General features: G+C 64.7%; 14 protein-coding genes. 7 read left to right on the top strand and 7 right to left on the bottom strand.

Features of this window, described 5'->3' with window-relative positions:
- Positions 1–119: 119 nt before the first annotated feature.
- The gene (locus AC2FNS_RS08945; protein WP_260064196.1) at positions 120–1,691 is read left to right on the top strand and encodes a 2-isopropylmalate synthase; all 1,572 of its coding nucleotides are present in this window, start codon (positions 120–122) and stop codon (positions 1,689–1,691) included.
- A gap of 169 nt (positions 1,692–1,860) precedes the next feature.
- Here AC2FNS_RS08945 and AC2FNS_RS08940 read toward each other — a convergent pair whose 3' ends face one another.
- Entirely contained in the window at positions 1,861–2,646 is a 786-nt protein-coding gene (locus tag AC2FNS_RS08940) for a 23S rRNA (adenine(2030)-N(6))-methyltransferase RlmJ (RefSeq protein ID WP_496711673.1), read from the bottom strand.
- Between the two features lie 156 nt (positions 2,647–2,802).
- Between AC2FNS_RS08940 and AC2FNS_RS08935 the strand changes: the two genes are divergently transcribed.
- The 6 genes from AC2FNS_RS08935 (at position 2,803) to AC2FNS_RS08910 (ending at position 9,366) form a co-directional block, all read left to right on the top strand.
- A complete protein-coding gene (locus AC2FNS_RS08935; RefSeq protein ID WP_093963423.1) occupies positions 2,803–3,849 on the top strand; it encodes a rod shape-determining protein in 1,047 nt (348 codons plus the stop codon).
- Positions 3,850–3,910: 61 nt separating this feature from the next.
- A complete protein-coding gene (gene mreC / locus AC2FNS_RS08930) occupies positions 3,911–4,816 on the top strand; it encodes a rod shape-determining protein MreC (protein WP_496711672.1) in 906 nt (301 codons plus the stop codon).
- On the top strand, positions 4,809–5,345 hold the full coding sequence (locus AC2FNS_RS08925) for a rod shape-determining protein MreD (protein WP_496688134.1): 537 nt from the start codon (positions 4,809–4,811) through the stop codon (positions 5,343–5,345). Before mreC ends, AC2FNS_RS08925 begins: the two co-directional genes overlap by 8 nt.
- Positions 5,342–7,288, top strand: coding sequence for a penicillin-binding protein 2 (mrdA, locus tag AC2FNS_RS08920; protein ID WP_496688133.1), 1,947 nt, complete (start codon positions 5,342–5,344; stop codon positions 7,286–7,288). Before AC2FNS_RS08925 ends, mrdA begins: the two co-directional genes overlap by 4 nt.
- The gene (gene rodA, locus AC2FNS_RS08915; protein ID WP_496681881.1) at positions 7,285–8,424 is read left to right on the top strand and encodes a rod shape-determining protein RodA; all 1,140 of its coding nucleotides are present in this window, start codon (positions 7,285–7,287) and stop codon (positions 8,422–8,424) included. The genes mrdA and rodA overlap by 4 nt, the downstream gene beginning before the upstream one ends.
- A gap of 15 nt (positions 8,425–8,439) precedes the next feature.
- A complete protein-coding gene (locus tag AC2FNS_RS08910; RefSeq protein ID WP_496711671.1) occupies positions 8,440–9,366 on the top strand; it encodes a 2-hydroxyacid dehydrogenase in 927 nt (308 codons plus the stop codon).
- Between the two features lie 88 nt (positions 9,367–9,454).
- Here the strand turns inward: AC2FNS_RS08910 and AC2FNS_RS08905 are convergent, their stop codons facing one another.
- The 6 genes from AC2FNS_RS08905 to AC2FNS_RS08880 all read right to left on the bottom strand — a co-directional run bounded on the left by AC2FNS_RS08905 (position 9,455) and on the right by AC2FNS_RS08880 (position 16,060).
- Positions 9,455–11,470: a M3 family metallopeptidase gene (locus AC2FNS_RS08905; protein WP_496711670.1), complete on the bottom strand. Its 2,016-nt coding sequence runs from the start codon at positions 11,468–11,470 to the stop codon at positions 9,455–9,457.
- Between the two features lie 82 nt (positions 11,471–11,552).
- Complete coding sequence (locus tag AC2FNS_RS08900) at positions 11,553–12,599, bottom strand: HesA/MoeB/ThiF family protein (RefSeq protein ID WP_496711669.1); 1,047 nt, start codon at positions 12,597–12,599, stop codon at positions 11,553–11,555.
- Positions 12,599–13,054: a dUTP diphosphatase gene (gene dut, locus AC2FNS_RS08895; RefSeq protein WP_496711668.1), complete on the bottom strand. Its 456-nt coding sequence runs from the start codon at positions 13,052–13,054 to the stop codon at positions 12,599–12,601. The genes AC2FNS_RS08900 and dut overlap by 1 nt, the downstream gene beginning before the upstream one ends.
- A gap of 45 nt (positions 13,055–13,099) precedes the next feature.
- Complete coding sequence (gene coaBC / locus AC2FNS_RS08890) at positions 13,100–14,296, bottom strand: bifunctional phosphopantothenoylcysteine decarboxylase/phosphopantothenate--cysteine ligase CoaBC (RefSeq protein WP_496682062.1); 1,197 nt, start codon at positions 14,294–14,296, stop codon at positions 13,100–13,102.
- Between the two features lie 64 nt (positions 14,297–14,360).
- Positions 14,361–15,185, bottom strand: coding sequence for a ChaN family lipoprotein (locus AC2FNS_RS08885; RefSeq protein ID WP_496682064.1), 825 nt, complete (start codon positions 15,183–15,185; stop codon positions 14,361–14,363).
- Entirely contained in the window at positions 15,182–16,060 is an 879-nt protein-coding gene (locus tag AC2FNS_RS08880; RefSeq protein WP_496682065.1) for an RNA polymerase factor sigma-32, read from the bottom strand. Before AC2FNS_RS08880 ends, AC2FNS_RS08885 begins: the two co-directional genes overlap by 4 nt.
- Positions 16,061–16,160 lie beyond the last annotated feature (100 nt).

Here is a 16,160-nt window from a genome sequence, read left to right as displayed (position 1 = left end):
GCGCGTCCCTGCGTGGCCTACTGATCCTAATCCGCCTCTGAGCGTGCCATCCGGCGCGCCCGCTCAGAGGAGGACGCCTGCGCGCCAATGGCTTTAGGACAGACAAGAAAGTGACCCCCATGACCAACGTGACCGACCAAGACCGCGTCTTGATCTTTGACACCACTTTGCGCGACGGCGAGCAAAGCCCCGGCGCAACCATGACCCATGACGAAAAGCTGGAAATCGCCGAGCTGCTGGACGACATGGGCGTCGACATCATCGAGGCCGGCTTTCCAATCGCTTCCGAGGGGGATTTCAAGGCCGTGTCGGAAATCGCGCAGCGCGCCAAGAACGCCCGCATCTGCGGCCTGGCCCGTGCGAATTTCGCCGATATCGACCGCTGCTGGGAGGCGGTGAAACACGCCGAGAAGAACCGGATCCACACCTTCATCGGCACCTCACCACTGCACCGGGCCATTCCGAACCTGACTCAGGACGAGATGGCCGAAAAGATCCACGAGACCGTCAGCCACGCCCGCAACCTGTGCGAAGACGTGCAATGGTCGCCGATGGATGCGACCCGGACCGAATGGGACTATCTGTGCCGCGTGATCGAGATTGCGATCAAGGCCGGCGCGACCACGATCAACATTCCCGATACGGTGGGCTATACTGCTCCGGCGGAGTCGGCCGATCTGATCCGCAGGTTGATCGAAACCGTTCCGGGCGCCGACGAGGTGATCTTTGCCACCCATTGCCACAACGATCTGGGCATGGCGACCGCAAACGCCCTGGCCGCGGTTGCCGGCGGCGCACGGCAGATCGAATGCACGATCAACGGCCTGGGCGAACGCGCGGGCAATACCGCGCTGGAAGAGGTCGTGATGGCCCTGCGTACCCGCAATGACATCATGCCGTGGAAAACGGGCATCGACACCACCAAGATCATGCATATCTCGCGCAGGGTGGCGACGGTTTCGGGCTTTCCGGTGCAGTTCAACAAGGCGATCGTCGGCAAAAACGCCTTTGCGCATGAAAGCGGCATCCATCAGGATGGCATGCTGAAGAACCGCGAGAATTTCGAGATCATGCGCCCCGAGGATATAGGCCTTTCGGGCACCTCGCTTCCGCTGGGCAAGCATTCGGGCCGGGCCGCGCTGCGCGACAAGCTGGAGACACTCGGCTACGAGGTCGGGGACAACCAGCTCAAGGACATCTTCGTGCGGTTCAAGGAACTGGCCGACCGCAAGAAAGAGGTGTTCGACGACGACCTGATCGCGCTGATGAGCGCTGATGACGCGACCAACGACCACCTGCAGCTGGTCTCGATGAAAGTCACCTGCGGCACCGGCGGTCAGGCCGAAGCCACGGTCGAACTGGAGGTCGACGGCAAGGATGTCATCGCCACCGAGCACGGGGACGGGCCGGTCGACGCCACCTTCAAGGCGATCCGAGTGATCTACCCGAACAAGGCGCATCTGCAGCTGTACCAAGTGCATGCCGTGACCGAAGGCACCGACGCACAGGCAACCGTTTCCGTCCGTCTGGAGGAAGACGGCATGATCGCCACGGGCCAATCCGCGAACACGGATACCGTGGTGGCGTCGGCCAAGGCCTATATCAGCGCGCTGAACCGCTTGATCATGCGCCGCGAAAAGGCCGGCCCGGGCGCGGATGCACGCGAGATCAGCTACAAGGATCTGACCTGATCAGAAATGGCAGGCAGGGCTCCCGCGCCCGCGGCAGCCCGGCTTCGCCGCGCAGCCTGACGGCCTTGGGCCTGGCACCGCTCCCAAGGCGCGGTGCCGGGCCCAACACGTTTGGCGGCATCTTTGATGCTGTCAGACGGGGCGGGAGACCATCGCCCCTGAAGCGCCGTCAGATCTTTGCGAACAGGTCGGAAAGACGCGCCGCCTCGTCTTCGATCCCGAAGGGTGCATTGACCACGAACATGCCCGAACCGATCATCCGGTGCCCCTTCCGCGCAGGCGGAAACCGAACTTCGTGCACGAACGTTTTGGGAAGATCCAGGCTCTTCAGTGCCGACACCATCGAAACGTGCCGATCGTCCTTCAGGATCGGGTACCACAGGGCAATGAGGCCCACGTTCCACTTGCGGTGCAACTTGGCGATCAGCCCAGGCAGGCGGCCATAATCCGCCTTTACCTCGTAGCTGGGGTCAATCAGCATCATCCCGCGCCGAGGTGTGGGCGGCAGAACCGACTGAGCCAGCTCGAACCCGTCCTGTCTGTACGTCTTGGCACCGCGCCCAGTCAGAGCCTGGTTCAGCGCCGCGTATTCCTGCGGGTGAAGCTCGGCGAAATGCAGACTGTCCTGCGGACGCAGCAGGCTTGCCGCAATCAGCGGCGATCCGGGATAGGCCGTTTCGCCAAACTGCGCCTGAACCGAGTGCAACGCGCGTGCCAGCGGGTGATCATCGGCAAACCACCCGTTGCTCAGCGCGCGCCCGATCCCTGCCGCTGCCTCTCCGGTCTGCACGGCCTCGGGGGCATTCAGGTGATACAAGCCCCGCCCCGAATGAGTCTCGAGATAGCTGATCGGCTTGTCCTTGCGGGTCATGTAGTCCAGCATCCATGCCAACAAAGCGTGCTTTTGCACGTCCGCCAGATTTCCCGCGTGGTAAATGTGTTGATATGAGAGCATGTTGCCTTCTAAAGTCCCTGTCAGAAAGGCGGAAAGGCGCTGACTTACGCGGAATCAGCCCTTTTACCGGGCGTCTTGGCACCCTATAAGTCATCCGTCCCGGAACCGTCGAGTCGCGGGCAGTAGAAATTTCTGACAGACAGGATCAGGGGAAATATGGGGATCTTCGACAGTTTGGGCGGCCTGTTCACAGCGGATATGGCCATCGACCTCGGGACGGCCAACACGCTGGTCTATGTCAAGGGGCGCGGCGTGATCCTGTCGGAGCCCTCGGTTGTCGCCTACCATGTCAAGGACGGGGTCAAGAAGGTTCTGGCCGTGGGCGAAGATGCCAAGCTGATGCTGGGCCGTACTCCTGGCTCGATCGAGGCCATCCGCCCAATGCGCGAGGGGGTGATCGCCGATTTCGACACCGCGGAAGAGATGATCAAGCATTTCATCCGCAAGGTGCACAAGCGTTCGACCTTTTCGAAGCCCAAGATCATCGTCTGCGTGCCGCATGGCGCAACGCCGGTTGAAAAACGCGCGATCCGTCAGTCGGTTCTGTCGGCGGGCGCCCGCCGCGCGGGTCTGATCGCCGAGCCGATTGCCGCCGCCATCGGCGCCGGGATGCCGATCACCGATCCCACCGGCAACATGGTCGTGGATATCGGCGGCGGCACCACCGAGGTGGCCGTTCTGTCGCTGGGCGACATCGTCTATGCCCGATCGGTCCGCGTGGGGGGCGACCGCATGGACGAGGCGATCATCTCGTACCTGCGCCGTCAGCAGAACCTGCTGGTGGGCGAATCCACCGCCGAGCGGATCAAGACCACCATCGGCACCGCCCGGATGCCCGATGACGGGCGCGGCCAATCGATGCACATCCGCGGACGCGACCTGCTGAACGGCGTACCCAAGGAAATCGAGATCAGCCAGGCCCAGGTGGCCGAGGCTCTGTCGGAACCCGTCCAGCAGATCTGCGAGGCGGTGATGACCGCGCTGGAAACCACCCCGCCGGATCTGGCCGCGGACATCGTGGACCGTGGCGTGATGCTGACCGGTGGCGGCGCGCTGCTGGGTGATCTGGACCTGGCCCTGCGCGAACAGACCGGATTGGCCGTGTCGATTGCCGACGAAAGCCTGAATTGTGTGGCTTTGGGCACCGGCAAGGCGCTGGAATACGAAAAACAGCTGCGCCACGCGATTGACTACGAAAGCTGAGGCGCGCACCCTCTGATCCGAGGGTCAACGATCGGGCACGAGCAGCACGGGAAGGAGTCCTGTGGCAAAAGACCGGGCACAGCGCGACGACTATACCACCCCCCTGCGCCGCTTGTTCGCGGGGATCGTCGTTTTGTGCCTGCTGGGCATCTTTCTGGTCTGGCGCATCGACAGTCCCCGGGTCGAGCGGTTCCGGGCGCAGGTGGTCGATACGGTGGTGCCTTCGATGGATTGGGCCATGGTGCCGGTGACGGCCACCGTTAACCTGGTGCGGGATTTTCAAAGCTATCAGCGGCTCAGCGAACAGAACCGCGAACTGCGCAGCGAACTGCGTCGCATGCGCGCCTGGAAAGAGGCCGCGCTGCAACTGGAGCAGGAAAATGCGCGCCTATTGGACCTGAACAATGTTCGACTTGATCCGCGTCTGACTTACATCACCGGCGTCGTCATGGCCGACAGCGGGTCACCGTTCCGGCAATCGGTTTTGCTGAACGTCGGCGAGCGCGATGGCATCGTCGACGGCTGGGCCACGATGGACGGCATCGGGGTGGTGGGGCGTATCTCGGGCGTGGGGCCAGACACGGCGCGGGTGATCCTGCTGACGGACGCGTCCAGCGCGATACCCGCCACCATTCAACCGTCCGGCCAGACGGCGCTGATCCAGGGGGACAACACCCCGGCGCCCGTGGTCGAATTTCTGGAAAACCGCGAACTCGTGCGTCCTGGCGACCGCGTGGTGACCTCGGGCGATGGCGGCGTCTTTCCGGCGGGCCTGCTGATCGGCCAGATCGCGGAAGACCCCAGCGGCCGCCTGCGCGTACGCCTGTCGGCAGATTTCGAACGCTTGGAGTTCCTGCGTGTGCTGCGCTATCACGCGGCCGATCCAATCCGCGATCCGGGCGGGTTGGTCGGTCCGAAACGCCCCGAAGCGTTGCTGCTTCCCAATGACGAGGCCGCCGATGGATAGGGCCGCGTCGCGCTTGTGGATGATGCGGGGCCTCTATCTGGCCTTGGGCATGCTGGTGATGTTTTTCCACCTATTGCCATTGGACACCCGCCCCGATCGCTGGCCGTTTCCCGAATTACTGATCGCCTTGACCTTCGCATGGGTCCTACGGCGGCCTGACGACGTTCCAACCCTCAGCGTGGCGTTCGTCATGTTGATGGAAGATTTGTTGCTGCAACGCCCACCGGGCCTGCTGGCGGCGCTGGTGGTCATGGGCGCGTCCTATCTTCGGTCGGCCGGGCCGGGCATGCGCGATATGGGCTTTGTAGCGGAGTGGACATCGGTCGGGGCGGTCATTGTGGCTATTTTCCTGTCAAACCGCATCGTGCTGGGGCTGCTATCGGTCGAACAGGGGGCGTTGGCGCCGGTTCTGGTCCAGGCGGCTCTGACCGTGATGGTCTACCCGCTTGTCGTCATCTTCGGCCAGGGCGTTCTGGGCGTCCGGCGCCCGTCGGCGGTCGACCCGACGATCCGGGGGGGGCAGGCATGAAACGCCCCACCAGGGACAAAGGCCTGGCCCACAAACGCCTGACCCGGCGGGCCCTGGTACTGGGCGGCATGCAGCTTGCCTTTGCCGGGGGGCTGGCGGCGCGCATGCGGTACATGCAGGTCGAACAGGCCGATCAATACCGGCTGCTGGCCGAAGAGAACCGCATCAACATCCGGCTGATCCCGCCAACCCGAGGCCGTATTTATGACCGGAACGGACAGGTGATCGCGCAGAATTCGCCCTCGTACCGGATCGTCATCGTGCGCGAGGACGCCGGCGACGTCGACAAGGTGATCGCTGATCTGGCGCGGCTGATCCCGTTGAAGGAAGAAGAGATCGAGCGCGCCAAGACCGAAATGCGGCGCACGGCCCCGTTCCTGCCCGTCACCTTGGCCGACCAGGTGACGTGGGAGGACATCTCGAAAGTGGCGATCAATGCCCCGGCCCTTCCTGGCGTCACGCCCGAGGTCGGCCTGACCCGCCAATATCCCCGCTACGAGGATTTCGCCCATGTGGTCGGCTATGTCGGACCTGTCAGCGACTACGACCTGAGCAAGATGGAAGACCCCGAGCCGGTGTTGATGATCCCGCGCTTTCAGATCGGCAAGGTCGGGCTTGAGGCCAAGAAGGAAGACCTGCTGCGCGGCAAGGCGGGCGCCAAGCGGGTCGAGGTCAATGCAACCGGCCGGGTCATGCGCGAACTTGACCGCCGCGAGGGCCAGCCCGGCGCTGACCTGCAATTGACCATCGACGCCGACCTGCAGGAATACGCGCAGGCCCGGCTGGCCGGCGAAAGCGCCGCCGTGGTCGTGATCGATTGTGAGACGGGCGATCTGCGGGCCATCAGCTCGACACCCAGCTTCGACCCCAACCTGTTCGTGCGTGGGATCTCGGTGGCGGATTACCAGGCCCTGACCCAGAACAACCATCGCCCGCTGGCCAACAAGACGGTTCAGGGCACTTATCCGCCCGGGTCGACCTTCAAGATGATCACCGCGCTGGCCGCGCTGGAGGCCGGCGTCGTGGGCCCGGGCAACACCGTCTATTGTCCCGGCTACCTGAAGGTGGGCAGCCGGCGATTCCACTGCTGGAAACGCGGCGGGCATGGGACCGTCGACCTTGAAACCTCGCTGAAGCGCAGCTGTGATGTCTACTACTATGACGTGGCCCTGCGCGTTGGGATAGACAGAATCTCGGACATGGCGCGCAAGTTCGGTCTGGGCATCAAACACGACCTACCGATGTCGGCCGTGGCCGCGGGTCTTGCCCCGAACCAGGAATGGAAACGGCGCGTCCACGGCCAGGAATGGCTGATCGGCGACACGGCCAACGCCTCGATCGGGCAGGGCTACATGCTGGCATCGCCCTTGCAGCTGGCCGTCATGTCGGCCCGGATCGCCACAGGGCGCGCGGTCACGCCGCGTCTGATCCGCAGCGTCAACGGGGTCGAACAGCCCACGGGCGAGGGCGCGCCGCTGGACGTGAACCCCCGCAACCTTGAACAGGTCCGCAAGGCGATGTTTACGGTCTCGAACGACCGTCGCGGGACGGCCTATCGCAGCCGCATCATCGCCGACGAGTTCCGGATGGCGGGCAAGACTGGCACCAGCCAGGTGCGCAACATCACCAAGGCCGAGCGCGCCGCTGGCGTGATCCGCAACGAGGACCTGCCGTGGGAGCGCCGCGACCATGCCCTGTTCGTCAGTTTCGCGCCCTATGACAATCCGAAATTTGCGGTGGCGGTGGTCGTCGAGCACGGCGGCGGCGGTTCCAAGGCGGCGGCGCCGGTCGCCCGCGACGTGATGCTGCAGGCGCTGTACGGTGGCACGCCCCCGCTCGAGGCCTATCCGGTGGCCGACCGAGAGCGTATCAAGGAACAGCAAAAACGCCTGGAAGGCGATCGGCGTCCCAAGGCGCGGCCCGAGAAGAAGGATCGCGCATGAGCTATTTAGAATATGCCGTAAAGACCACGCCGACCGGGCTGCGCAAGTTTCTGTACATGAACTGGCCCCTGACCCTGTTGCTGATCAGCGTCGCCAGCGCCGGCTTTCTGATGCTGTATTCGGTCGCCGGAGGGTCGTGGCGCCCTTGGGCGGAACCGCAAATGGAGCGTTTCGGCCTCGGCCTTGCGGTCATGTTCATCGTCGCGCTGATCCCGATCTGGTTCTGGCGCAGCATGTCCTTGCTGGCTTATCTCGGCTCTCTTGGCCTGTTGGTGCTGGTCGAACTGTTCGGCACGGTTGGCATGGGCGCCCAGCGCTGGATCGACTTGGGGTTCATGCGGCTGCAGCCCTCCGAACTGACCAAAGTCACGCTGGTGATGGTGTTGGCTGCCTACTACGACTGGCTGCCTTCGGAAAAGACGTCGCGACCGCTCTGGGTGCTTCTGCCTCTTCTCCTGATCCTGATCCCGACCGCGCTGGTGTTGAAACAGCCGGACCTGGGAACCGCGATCCTGCTGCTGGCGGCCGGGGGTGGGCTGATGTTTCTGGCAGGCGTGCATTGGGCCTATTTCGCCGCCGTCATCGCGGCGGGGGTGGGCCTGATCACTGCCGTGTTCAAAAGTCGCGGTACCGACTGGCAGTTGCTGAAAGACTATCAGTTCCGCCGCATCGACACCTTTCTCGACCCCTCAAGCGACCCTCTGGGCGCCGGATATCACATCACCCAGTCGAAAATCGCGCTGGGGTCCGGCGGCTGGAACGGACGTGGGTTCATGCAGGGCACGCAATCGCGCCTGAACTTCCTGCCCGAAAAGCACACCGACTTCATCTTCACGACCCTGGCCGAAGAATTCGGCTTCGTCGGGGGCATCACGCTGCTGACGCTCTACGGGCTGATTCTTGTCTTCTGCCTTGTCACCGCCCTGTCCGCCAAAGACCGGTATTCGTCCCTGGTGACCTTGGGCATCTCGCTGAACTTCTTTCTGTTCTTTGCGGTCAACATGTCGATGGTCATGGGTCTGGCCCCGGTGGTGGGGGTGCCGCTGCCGATGGTCAGCTATGGCGGCTCGGCCATGCTGGTGCTGATGGTCGCCTTCGGCATCGTCCAGAGCGCCCACATCCACCGCCCCCGCTGACCCGAAAGGCTTGCGATGTCGATCAATGTCCTGTTCTCTGCCCGCCCTGCCCTGTGGCCGGTCTATGAACCGCTCTTGACCAAGGGCCTGTCGGGGATGGACGCCACCATCGCCACCGATCTTCCGCCGGAACAGGTGGACTATGTCGTCTATGCCCCCAATGGCGGTCTGCTGGATTTCACCCCGTTCAAGCGGTTGAAGGCGGTGCTCAGCCTCTGGGCGGGGGTCGAGAAGATCGCCGGAAACGAAACCCTGACCGTTCCGCTGGCCCGGATGGTCGATCACGGCCTGACTCAGGGTATGACCGAATGGGTGGTGGGCCACGTCCTGCGCTACCATCTGGGCATGGACCGGCACATCACGGTGCAAGACGGTGTCTGGGCCCCGGACCCTCCGCCTTTGGCGTCCCAGCGAACGGTCTGCGTGCTGGGGCTGGGGGCGCTGGGGCAGGCGGCGGCCGTGGCGCTGTCCAGACTCGGGTTCAACGTCATCGGTTGGAGCCGCACCGCCAAGACCATCCCCGGCGTCAGCGGCATGCATGGGCCTGACGGCTTGCGCCGCGCGCTGAGACAGGCCGACATCGTGGTTCTGTTGCTGCCCGATACCCCAGCGACCGAAAACACCTTGAACGCCGAGACGCTGGCCCTGCTGCCCAAAGGCGCCCGGATCATCAATCCGGGGCGCGGGGCGCTGATCGACGACGATGCCCTGCTGCAAGCGTTAGACACGGGCCAGATCGCCCAGGCAACGTTGGACGTGTTCCGCACCGAACCCTTGCCGCCCCAGCATCCCTATTGGGCGCATCCGAACGTGACGGTCACGCCCCATATCGCCTCGGAAACCCGGCCCGAGACCGCAGCCCAGGTCATCTGCGAGAACATCCGACGCAACGAAGCCGGACAGCCGCTTTTGCATCTGGTCGATCGCGACCTGGGCTACTGACGGCGCCGGAACAGCGCCGCATGCCAATCTCACTTGGTCCGTCGCCCGGCCCGCAATGGGCAGCGCGCGGCGGGGCGCAACCGGTCGGTCACGCCGCGATCAAGCCCCGCCCTTTCAGCAAGGCATCAACGCCCGGAAAGCGACCGCGAAACGCCAGATACAGATCTTCGGCCTCTTTCGAGCCGCCGGTCGACAGGATGTGTTCTTCCAGCGCCCGCGCCTTTTCGGGGTCGAACGCACCGCCGGCCTCTTCAAAGGCCGCAAAGGCATCCGCGTCCATGACCTCGGACCACATATAGCTGTAGTAGCCCGAGCTGTAGCCGTCCCCGGCAAAGACATGCGCGAAATGCGGGGTCGCGTGGCGCATCCCGATCGCATGCGGCATCCCGATCTCGGCCAGAACCTCGGCCTGCCGCGCCATCGGATCGGCCGGAGCCGGACCTTCGTGAAAGGCCAGATCGACCAGCGCCGAGGCCACATATTCCACCGTCTGGAAGCCCTGATCGAAATTGGCCGCACCGAGAACCTTTTCCAGCATCTCGGGCGGCATCGGCTCACCGGTTTCGGCATGGGTCGCGAACTGGGCCAGCACCTCGGGCACTTCCAGCCAATGTTCGTACAGCTGGCTCGGCAGCTCGACGAAATCCCGCGCGACGCTGGTGCCCGAGATGCTTTCATAGGTCACGTTCGACAGCATCTGATGCAGGGCGTGCCCGAATTCGTGGAACAGGGTCCGCGCGTCGTCATAGGACAACAGGGCCGGGTCACCCTTGGCGAAATTGCACACGTTGATGACAATCGGCGTCTGCACCTTGGGAAACTTGGCCTGCGCCCGCATCGCGCTGCACCATGCGCCAGACCGTTTCGAGCCGCGCGCGAAATAGTCGCCGATGAAAACGGCCACATGCTGGCCATTTCGGGTGACCTCCCAGGCCCGGCAATCGGGATGATACAGCGGCACATCCAGCGGCGCGAACTCCAGCCCGAACAAACGGTTGGCACAAGAAAACGCGGCCTCGATCATCCGGTCCAGCTGCAGAAAGGGCTTCAGCGCCGCCTCATCAAGGTCATGCTCGGCCTTGCGGCGCTTTTCAGCATAATAGCGCCAGTCCCACGGTTCGAGCGGACCGTTGATGCCGTCGGCCTGCATCATCTGCGTCAGCACCGCGGCATCGGCCTCGGCGCGGGCCTTGGCGGGGGTCCAGACCTGCATTAGCAGTTCGCGCACGCGCTGGGGGCTGCGGGCCATCTCGGTCTCCAGCTTGAAGGCCGCGAAATTCTCATAGCCCAGCAGCCGGGCGCGTTCCTCGCGCAGCTTCAGGATCTCGGCCGCGATGTCGCGGTTGTCGGTTTCACCCCCATTCGCCCCACGCGCCGTCCAGGCGCGATAGGCCTTCTCGCGCAGGTCGCGCCGGGGCGAGAATTGCAGGAACGGCACGATCAGCGACCGCGACAGGGTCACGATAGGGCCATCCGCCCCCTTTTCCCGGCCTGCGGCCCGCGCGGCGTCGATCACGAAATCGGGCAACCCGTCCAGATCATCCTCGGACAGCGGCATGAACCAGTTTCGCTCGTCCGCCAGCAGGTTCTGGGTGAAGGCGGTGCCAAGGCTGGCCAGACGCGCCTTGATGTCCTGCATGCGGGCATCCGCCTTGCCCTGCAGGGCCGCCCCCGAGCGGACAAAGCCGCGATGGGTCAGCATCAGCACCCGCGCCTGTTCCTCGGTCAAGCCCAGGTCGTCCCGCTGCGCCCACAGGTCCGCCACCCGCCGGAACAGGGCCTTGTTCGACGAGATCGCCGCGAAATGGGCCGCCAGCTTGGGCGAAAAGTCGCGCTGCAGCGCCTCGCGCGCCGGATTGCTGTCGGCTCCGGCCACGGTGTAGAATACCGACAGAACCTTGCTCAGACCTTCACCGGCGGCCTCGAGCGCCTCGATCGTGTTGGCAAAGCTTGGCGGTTCGGGGTTAGCCGCAATCGCCGCGATCTGGTCGGTATGCGCCTGCAGCGCCTGCTCGAGCGCCGGGGCGAAGTCATCATCCGAGATCTCGGCAAAAGGCGCGATTTCAAACGGGGTCGTCCAGACGGACAGGATCGGATTGCTCATCGAATTCTCCTTTGAGCGTCAAGCTAGGAATGGCCAGAGGGATCGTCCAGAGGCGGACGCCAGGTTTCTGGAGCGGGTGCTCTCAGCCCAATTGCCCGCAGACGGGGCAATCGGCGCGCCGTGACAGGGTGATCTTGCGGCTTTCACCGTAAAGCGCGTCATAGATCAGCATCTCGCCGCGCAGGGCCTGACCGGCACCGGCGATCACCTTGATCGCCTCGACCGCCATCATTGCGCCCACCACGCCGGGCAGCGGCCCGATCACCCCGGCCTCGGCGCAAGAGGGCGCAAGACCCGGGGCCGGAGCCTCGGGGAAGATGCACTGGTAGCAGGGCGCGCCGCTGGCCGGATCAAACACGCTCAGCTGCCCCTCCCACTGCGACAGCGCGCCTGAGATCAGCGGTTTGCCCAGCGCCACGGCGGTGCGGTTGGCCAGATACCGGGTCTCAAAATTGTCGGTTCCATCGAGGATCAGGTCATAGTCGGAAAACAGCTCGGCGGCGATCTCCTCGGTCAGACGACGGTGATAGGGGCGCACGATGACGTTGGGGTTCTGCGCCTCCATCGCCTGCTGCGCGGAGAAGACCTTGGGCATGCCGATGTCGGTATCGCGATGGATCACCTGCCGCTGCAGGTTGGCGTTTTCGACCACGTCGTCATCGATCACCCCGATCGTACCGACACCCGCGGCCGCCAGGTATTGCAAGGCCGGCGCGCCAAGCCCCCCGGCGCCGATCACCAGCACGCGCGCCGTCTTCATGCGTTTCTGGCCCGGTCCGCCCAACTCACGCAGGACGATGTGACGGGCATAGCGTTCCAGTTCGGTCTGGCTGAACTGCCCGGCGGGGGCGGGCGCAGGCTCGGCCTGCACCGAATGGGCACGACGGCGCAACGCTTTCACGATCGCGCCATACCCCGTCACCAAAGCCACCGCCCCCACCAGAATCAACCACATCGCGGCCGACCCGCCGGTGGCCAGACGGACCGGGTGCCCATCGGGCAGCACCAGATGCGACAGCACGACTCCCGCCAGTAGAACCACAATCGAGACCCATCGCGCGGTTCGGGATGCGCCGGTCAGATAGCCCAGCCCCCACAGCCCCGCAGCCAGAATCAAGACCAACAGCATCAGCTGCGCCCGGTGGAACCGAACCCACCGGCTCCGCGTTCCGTCTGCCGCAGGCGGCCGGTCAGCTCGAACCGGGCCTGCACGACCGGCGCGACGACCAGCTGCGCGATCCGGTCGCCATGGGCGATCTCGAACCGGTCCTGCCCCGCGTTCAGCACGATCACCCCCAGCGGGCCGCGATAGTCGCTGTCGATCGTGCCCGGCGCGTTGGGCAGCGTGATCCCATGTTTCAAGGCAAGCCCCGAACGTGGGCGGACCTGCACCTCGTATCCGTCCGGTATCTCGATCCGCAGGCCGGTCGGCACCAGGGCGCGCTCTCCGGGCATCAGAACGATTTTGCCCCGATCCGGCAGGTTGGCCCGCACATCCGCACCGGCGGCACCGGCCGTTTCATAAGACGGCAATGCAACCGCCGGATCGGCCCCGTCTTCCCGGATCACCCGAATTGCCACCATCGCTGCCCCCTCGTTTTCCAACTGCGTGCACCTGCAATGGGCCGGTCACCCGGCCAAAGCCGCCGCAATCCGTTCCGCCAACTGCGCGGCCACCGCGTCCTTGCCCATGCGCGGCCATTCCTCGGCGCCCTGGTCCGTGATCAGCACAACCGCGTTCTCGGCCCCGCCCATGATCCCCGTCGCCGGGCTAACGTCATTGGCCACGATCCAGTCACAGCCCTTGCGCGCCCGCTTGGCGGTTGCATGGGCGATCACGTCGTCAGTCTCGGCGGCGAAACCCACGACCAAGGCGGGCCGGCCAGCACCCAAGTGCGACACCCGCTTCAGGATGTCCGGGTTCTCGGCAAACTCCAGTGCGGGCGTGCCATCGCGGCTTTTCTTGAGCTTGCGGTCCGAGGCCCCGTCAACGCGCCAGTCGGCCACCGCGGCGGCGAACACGCCCGCATCCACCGGCAAGGCGGCATCCACCGCATCCGACATCTGCTGCGCGGTCTCGACACGCACCACCTGCACGCCGTCGGGCGGCGGCACCTCGGCGGGACCGGTGACAAAGACCACCTCGGCCCCCAGCGCCGCCAGAGCCCGGGCAATCGCGGCACCCTGCGCGCCCGAGGACCGGTTGGCGATGTACCGCACCGGGTCGATCGGCTCGTGCGTCGGCCCCGAGGTCACCAGAATCCGCTTGCCCGTCAACGGACCGTCCGCCAGCGCCGCCTCGACCGCCGCGACGATCTCCAGCGGCTCGGACATCCGCCCGGGCCCGTATTCGCCGCACGCCATGTCGCCATCGTTCGGCCCTACGAACCGAACCCCGTCGGCGATCAACTGACGGTGGTTGCGTTGGGTCGCCGGGTGGGTCCACATCCGTACGTTCATCGCCGGCGCGCACAGAACCGGCGTGTCCGTCGCCATCAACAGGGTCGAGGCCAGATCGTTGGCCAGCCCTCCGGCCATCTTGCCCATCAGATCGGCCGTCGCGGGCGCGACTACCACCAGATCGGCCGAGCGCGACAGTTGGATGTGCCCCATCTCGGCCTCATCCGTCAGGTCGAACAGATCGCGATAGGCCTTTTCCCCGGCCAGGGCCGCCACCGAAAGCGGTGTCACGAATTCTTCGGCCGCGCGGGTCAGGACCGGAGTGACCGAGGCGCCCCGCTCGCGCAGGCGGCGGATCAGGTCGAGCGACTTGTAGGCCGCGATGCCTCCGCCGATGATCAGGAGAATCCGTTTGGATGCCAGCATGTTCAGCCTTTCCCGGTCGCAGTCGGACCCGACACTATGCCACGCATGGCCCGAGTTCCAGCGGTTAATCCTGCGTCTCGAACGCCTTGCAGGGGTCCTCGCGATCGGCGGCGGGACTGTTGATCACCGCATCGAATTCACCGGTCAGCGCACCGTCTTCGGCCTGCCCCAACACGAACAGCCTCAGCCCCGGCTGCAGACGGCTCAGGAAGGTCGGAATGCCCTGATCCTTGCGCGCATGCCCATTGCCCGTGATCACCGCCACCGGTCCGCCGGTCTCATCCACCGCGCGCAGGATGGCGCGGGCCAGAACCGCATCGCGCAGGCGTTGGATGGCGACCAGCTGTGGCAAAATCTCGGCGGGCATGGCGTTGCAGTGGGCCGCCTGCTGCTCGGCCTCGCGCGCCGCCTGATCCTCGGGGGCCAGCGGCACGGTCAGGCCGTATCGCGCCGCATCCGCGCCCAGCGCGGTCGCGGCCCCGCGCTCCATCGCGGCCCGGGCAGCCGCACGGGGCACCATAGCTCCATAGACCGGGGCGTTCGAAGCCTGAAAAACCGGATAATACATGCTGAGCGGTGGCCATCCGGATTCGGCCCAGCGCAGGATGCGCGACAGTTCCTCGGGGTTTGACGCGGCCGTCTGCGCCAGACGCTGCGCGCCCTCTTCGGTGACCATTTCCCAAACGACGGCCGACGGCTCGATCGCTGCAATTGCCTCGGTCTGCACCACGTGATGGCGCGGGTTGTCGTGAACCTCGCCCAGGATGACCACATCGGCCTCTTTCATCAGGGCTAGAACATCGTCGGGTATGTATTCACCGGCCGCCGCCGCGCGCGCCAAACCGGTGAGGGAAACGGCAGCCGCCGTCAGAATCGCAAGAAATCTCATGCGAAGAAGTGTTGCACCTCGCGCGATTGCCCTTCAAGGCTCTTGCGCATTTTCACGAAGGCCGCCGCCTCGAGTTGGCGCACGCGCTCTTTCGATAGGCCCAATTCCTGACCGAGGCTTTCCAGCGTCCGCGCCGGGTCGCGCAACTTTCGCTCGCGCACGATGAACCGTTCCCGGTCGTTCAGCGCCTGCATCGCCGTGATCAGCCATTCCCGCAATTGGCGGGTGTCGTGTCCATGTTCCACCAGTTCGGCGGCCTGCGCGCTGTCATCCTCCAGCGCGTCGATCCATTCGCGTCCATCTTCGTCGGCCGACTGCACGGCGTTCAGAGAAAAATCGGACCCAGCCAGCCGGCCATGCATCATTTCGACATCACGCAGCGGAACACCAATCTCGGCCGCGATCATCTGGTAAAGCTGGTGCCGGTCCAGTTCCAAACCATCGGACGCAGCTTCGCGCTCCAGCCGCGCCTGCACCCGGCGCATGTTGAAGAACAGGGATTTCTGGGATGACGTCGAACCGGTCCGCACCATCGACCAGTTGCGCATCACGTAGTCCTGAATGCTTGCCTTGATCCACCACACCGCATAGGTCGAGAAGCGAACCCCGCGATCCGGGTCGAACTTGTCTGCTGCCTTCATTAGGCCCAGCCCGGCCTCTTGGATCAGGTCATTCATCGGCGCGCCATAGCGTTTGAACTTGGCCGCCATTGAAATTGCCAATCGCATATAGGCCATAATCAATCGGTGTAGGGCCTGTTCGTCGCGCTCATCGCGCCAAGCGTAGGCCAGGCGCAATTCGGTTTCCGCATCCAGCAATTCGGCTTTCATAGCCTGCCGGGACATCGAGAAGTCGTTCGGGTTATCCAGTGCCATGCAGCTCTCCCATCTGTCGTAGGCGCCGCCGGTCTTGCCTTGCCGACGTATGGTCGATACGCAAGGTCGCACCGGGTGGATCACTGTAAAGGTAGTAAAA

Source organism: Ruegeria sp. BHSA191, from assembly GCF_059613325.1.
Note: the sequence above shows the minus strand (reverse complement) of the source record. Positions and strands in the feature narration are given on the sequence as shown.

Excerpts from the sequence above, each read along its gene's own strand:
- coaBC (WP_496682062.1), bottom strand. The coding sequence starts at position 14,296 with ATGCTGGCATCCAAACGGATTCTCCTGATCATCGGCGGAGGCATCGCG.
- AC2FNS_RS08935 (WP_093963423.1), top strand. The coding sequence starts at position 2,803 with ATGGGGATCTTCGACAGTTTGGGCGGCCTGTTCACAGCGGATATGGCC.
- mrdA (WP_496688133.1), top strand. The coding sequence starts at position 5,342 with ATGAAACGCCCCACCAGGGACAAAGGCCTGGCCCACAAACGCCTGACC.
- AC2FNS_RS08905 (WP_496711670.1), bottom strand. The coding sequence starts at position 11,470 with ATGAGCAATCCGATCCTGTCCGTCTGGACGACCCCGTTTGAAATCGCG.
- AC2FNS_RS08910 (WP_496711671.1), top strand. The coding sequence starts at position 8,440 with ATGTCGATCAATGTCCTGTTCTCTGCCCGCCCTGCCCTGTGGCCGGTC.
- AC2FNS_RS08880 (WP_496682065.1), bottom strand. The coding sequence starts at position 16,060 with ATGGCACTGGATAACCCGAACGACTTCTCGATGTCCCGGCAGGCTATG.
- AC2FNS_RS08940 (WP_496711673.1), bottom strand. The coding sequence starts at position 2,646 with ATGCTCTCATATCAACACATTTACCACGCGGGAAATCTGGCGGACGTG.
- AC2FNS_RS08925 (WP_496688134.1), top strand. The coding sequence starts at position 4,809 with ATGGATAGGGCCGCGTCGCGCTTGTGGATGATGCGGGGCCTCTATCTG.
- rodA (WP_496681881.1), top strand. The coding sequence starts at position 7,285 with ATGAGCTATTTAGAATATGCCGTAAAGACCACGCCGACCGGGCTGCGC.
- AC2FNS_RS08945 (WP_260064196.1), top strand. The coding sequence starts at position 120 with ATGACCAACGTGACCGACCAAGACCGCGTCTTGATCTTTGACACCACT.
- AC2FNS_RS08900 (WP_496711669.1), bottom strand. The coding sequence starts at position 12,599 with ATGCTGTTGGTCTTGATTCTGGCTGCGGGGCTGTGGGGGCTGGGCTAT.
- dut (WP_496711668.1), bottom strand. The coding sequence starts at position 13,054 with ATGGTGGCAATTCGGGTGATCCGGGAAGACGGGGCCGATCCGGCGGTT.
- AC2FNS_RS08885 (WP_496682064.1), bottom strand. The coding sequence starts at position 15,185 with ATGAGATTTCTTGCGATTCTGACGGCGGCTGCCGTTTCCCTCACCGGT.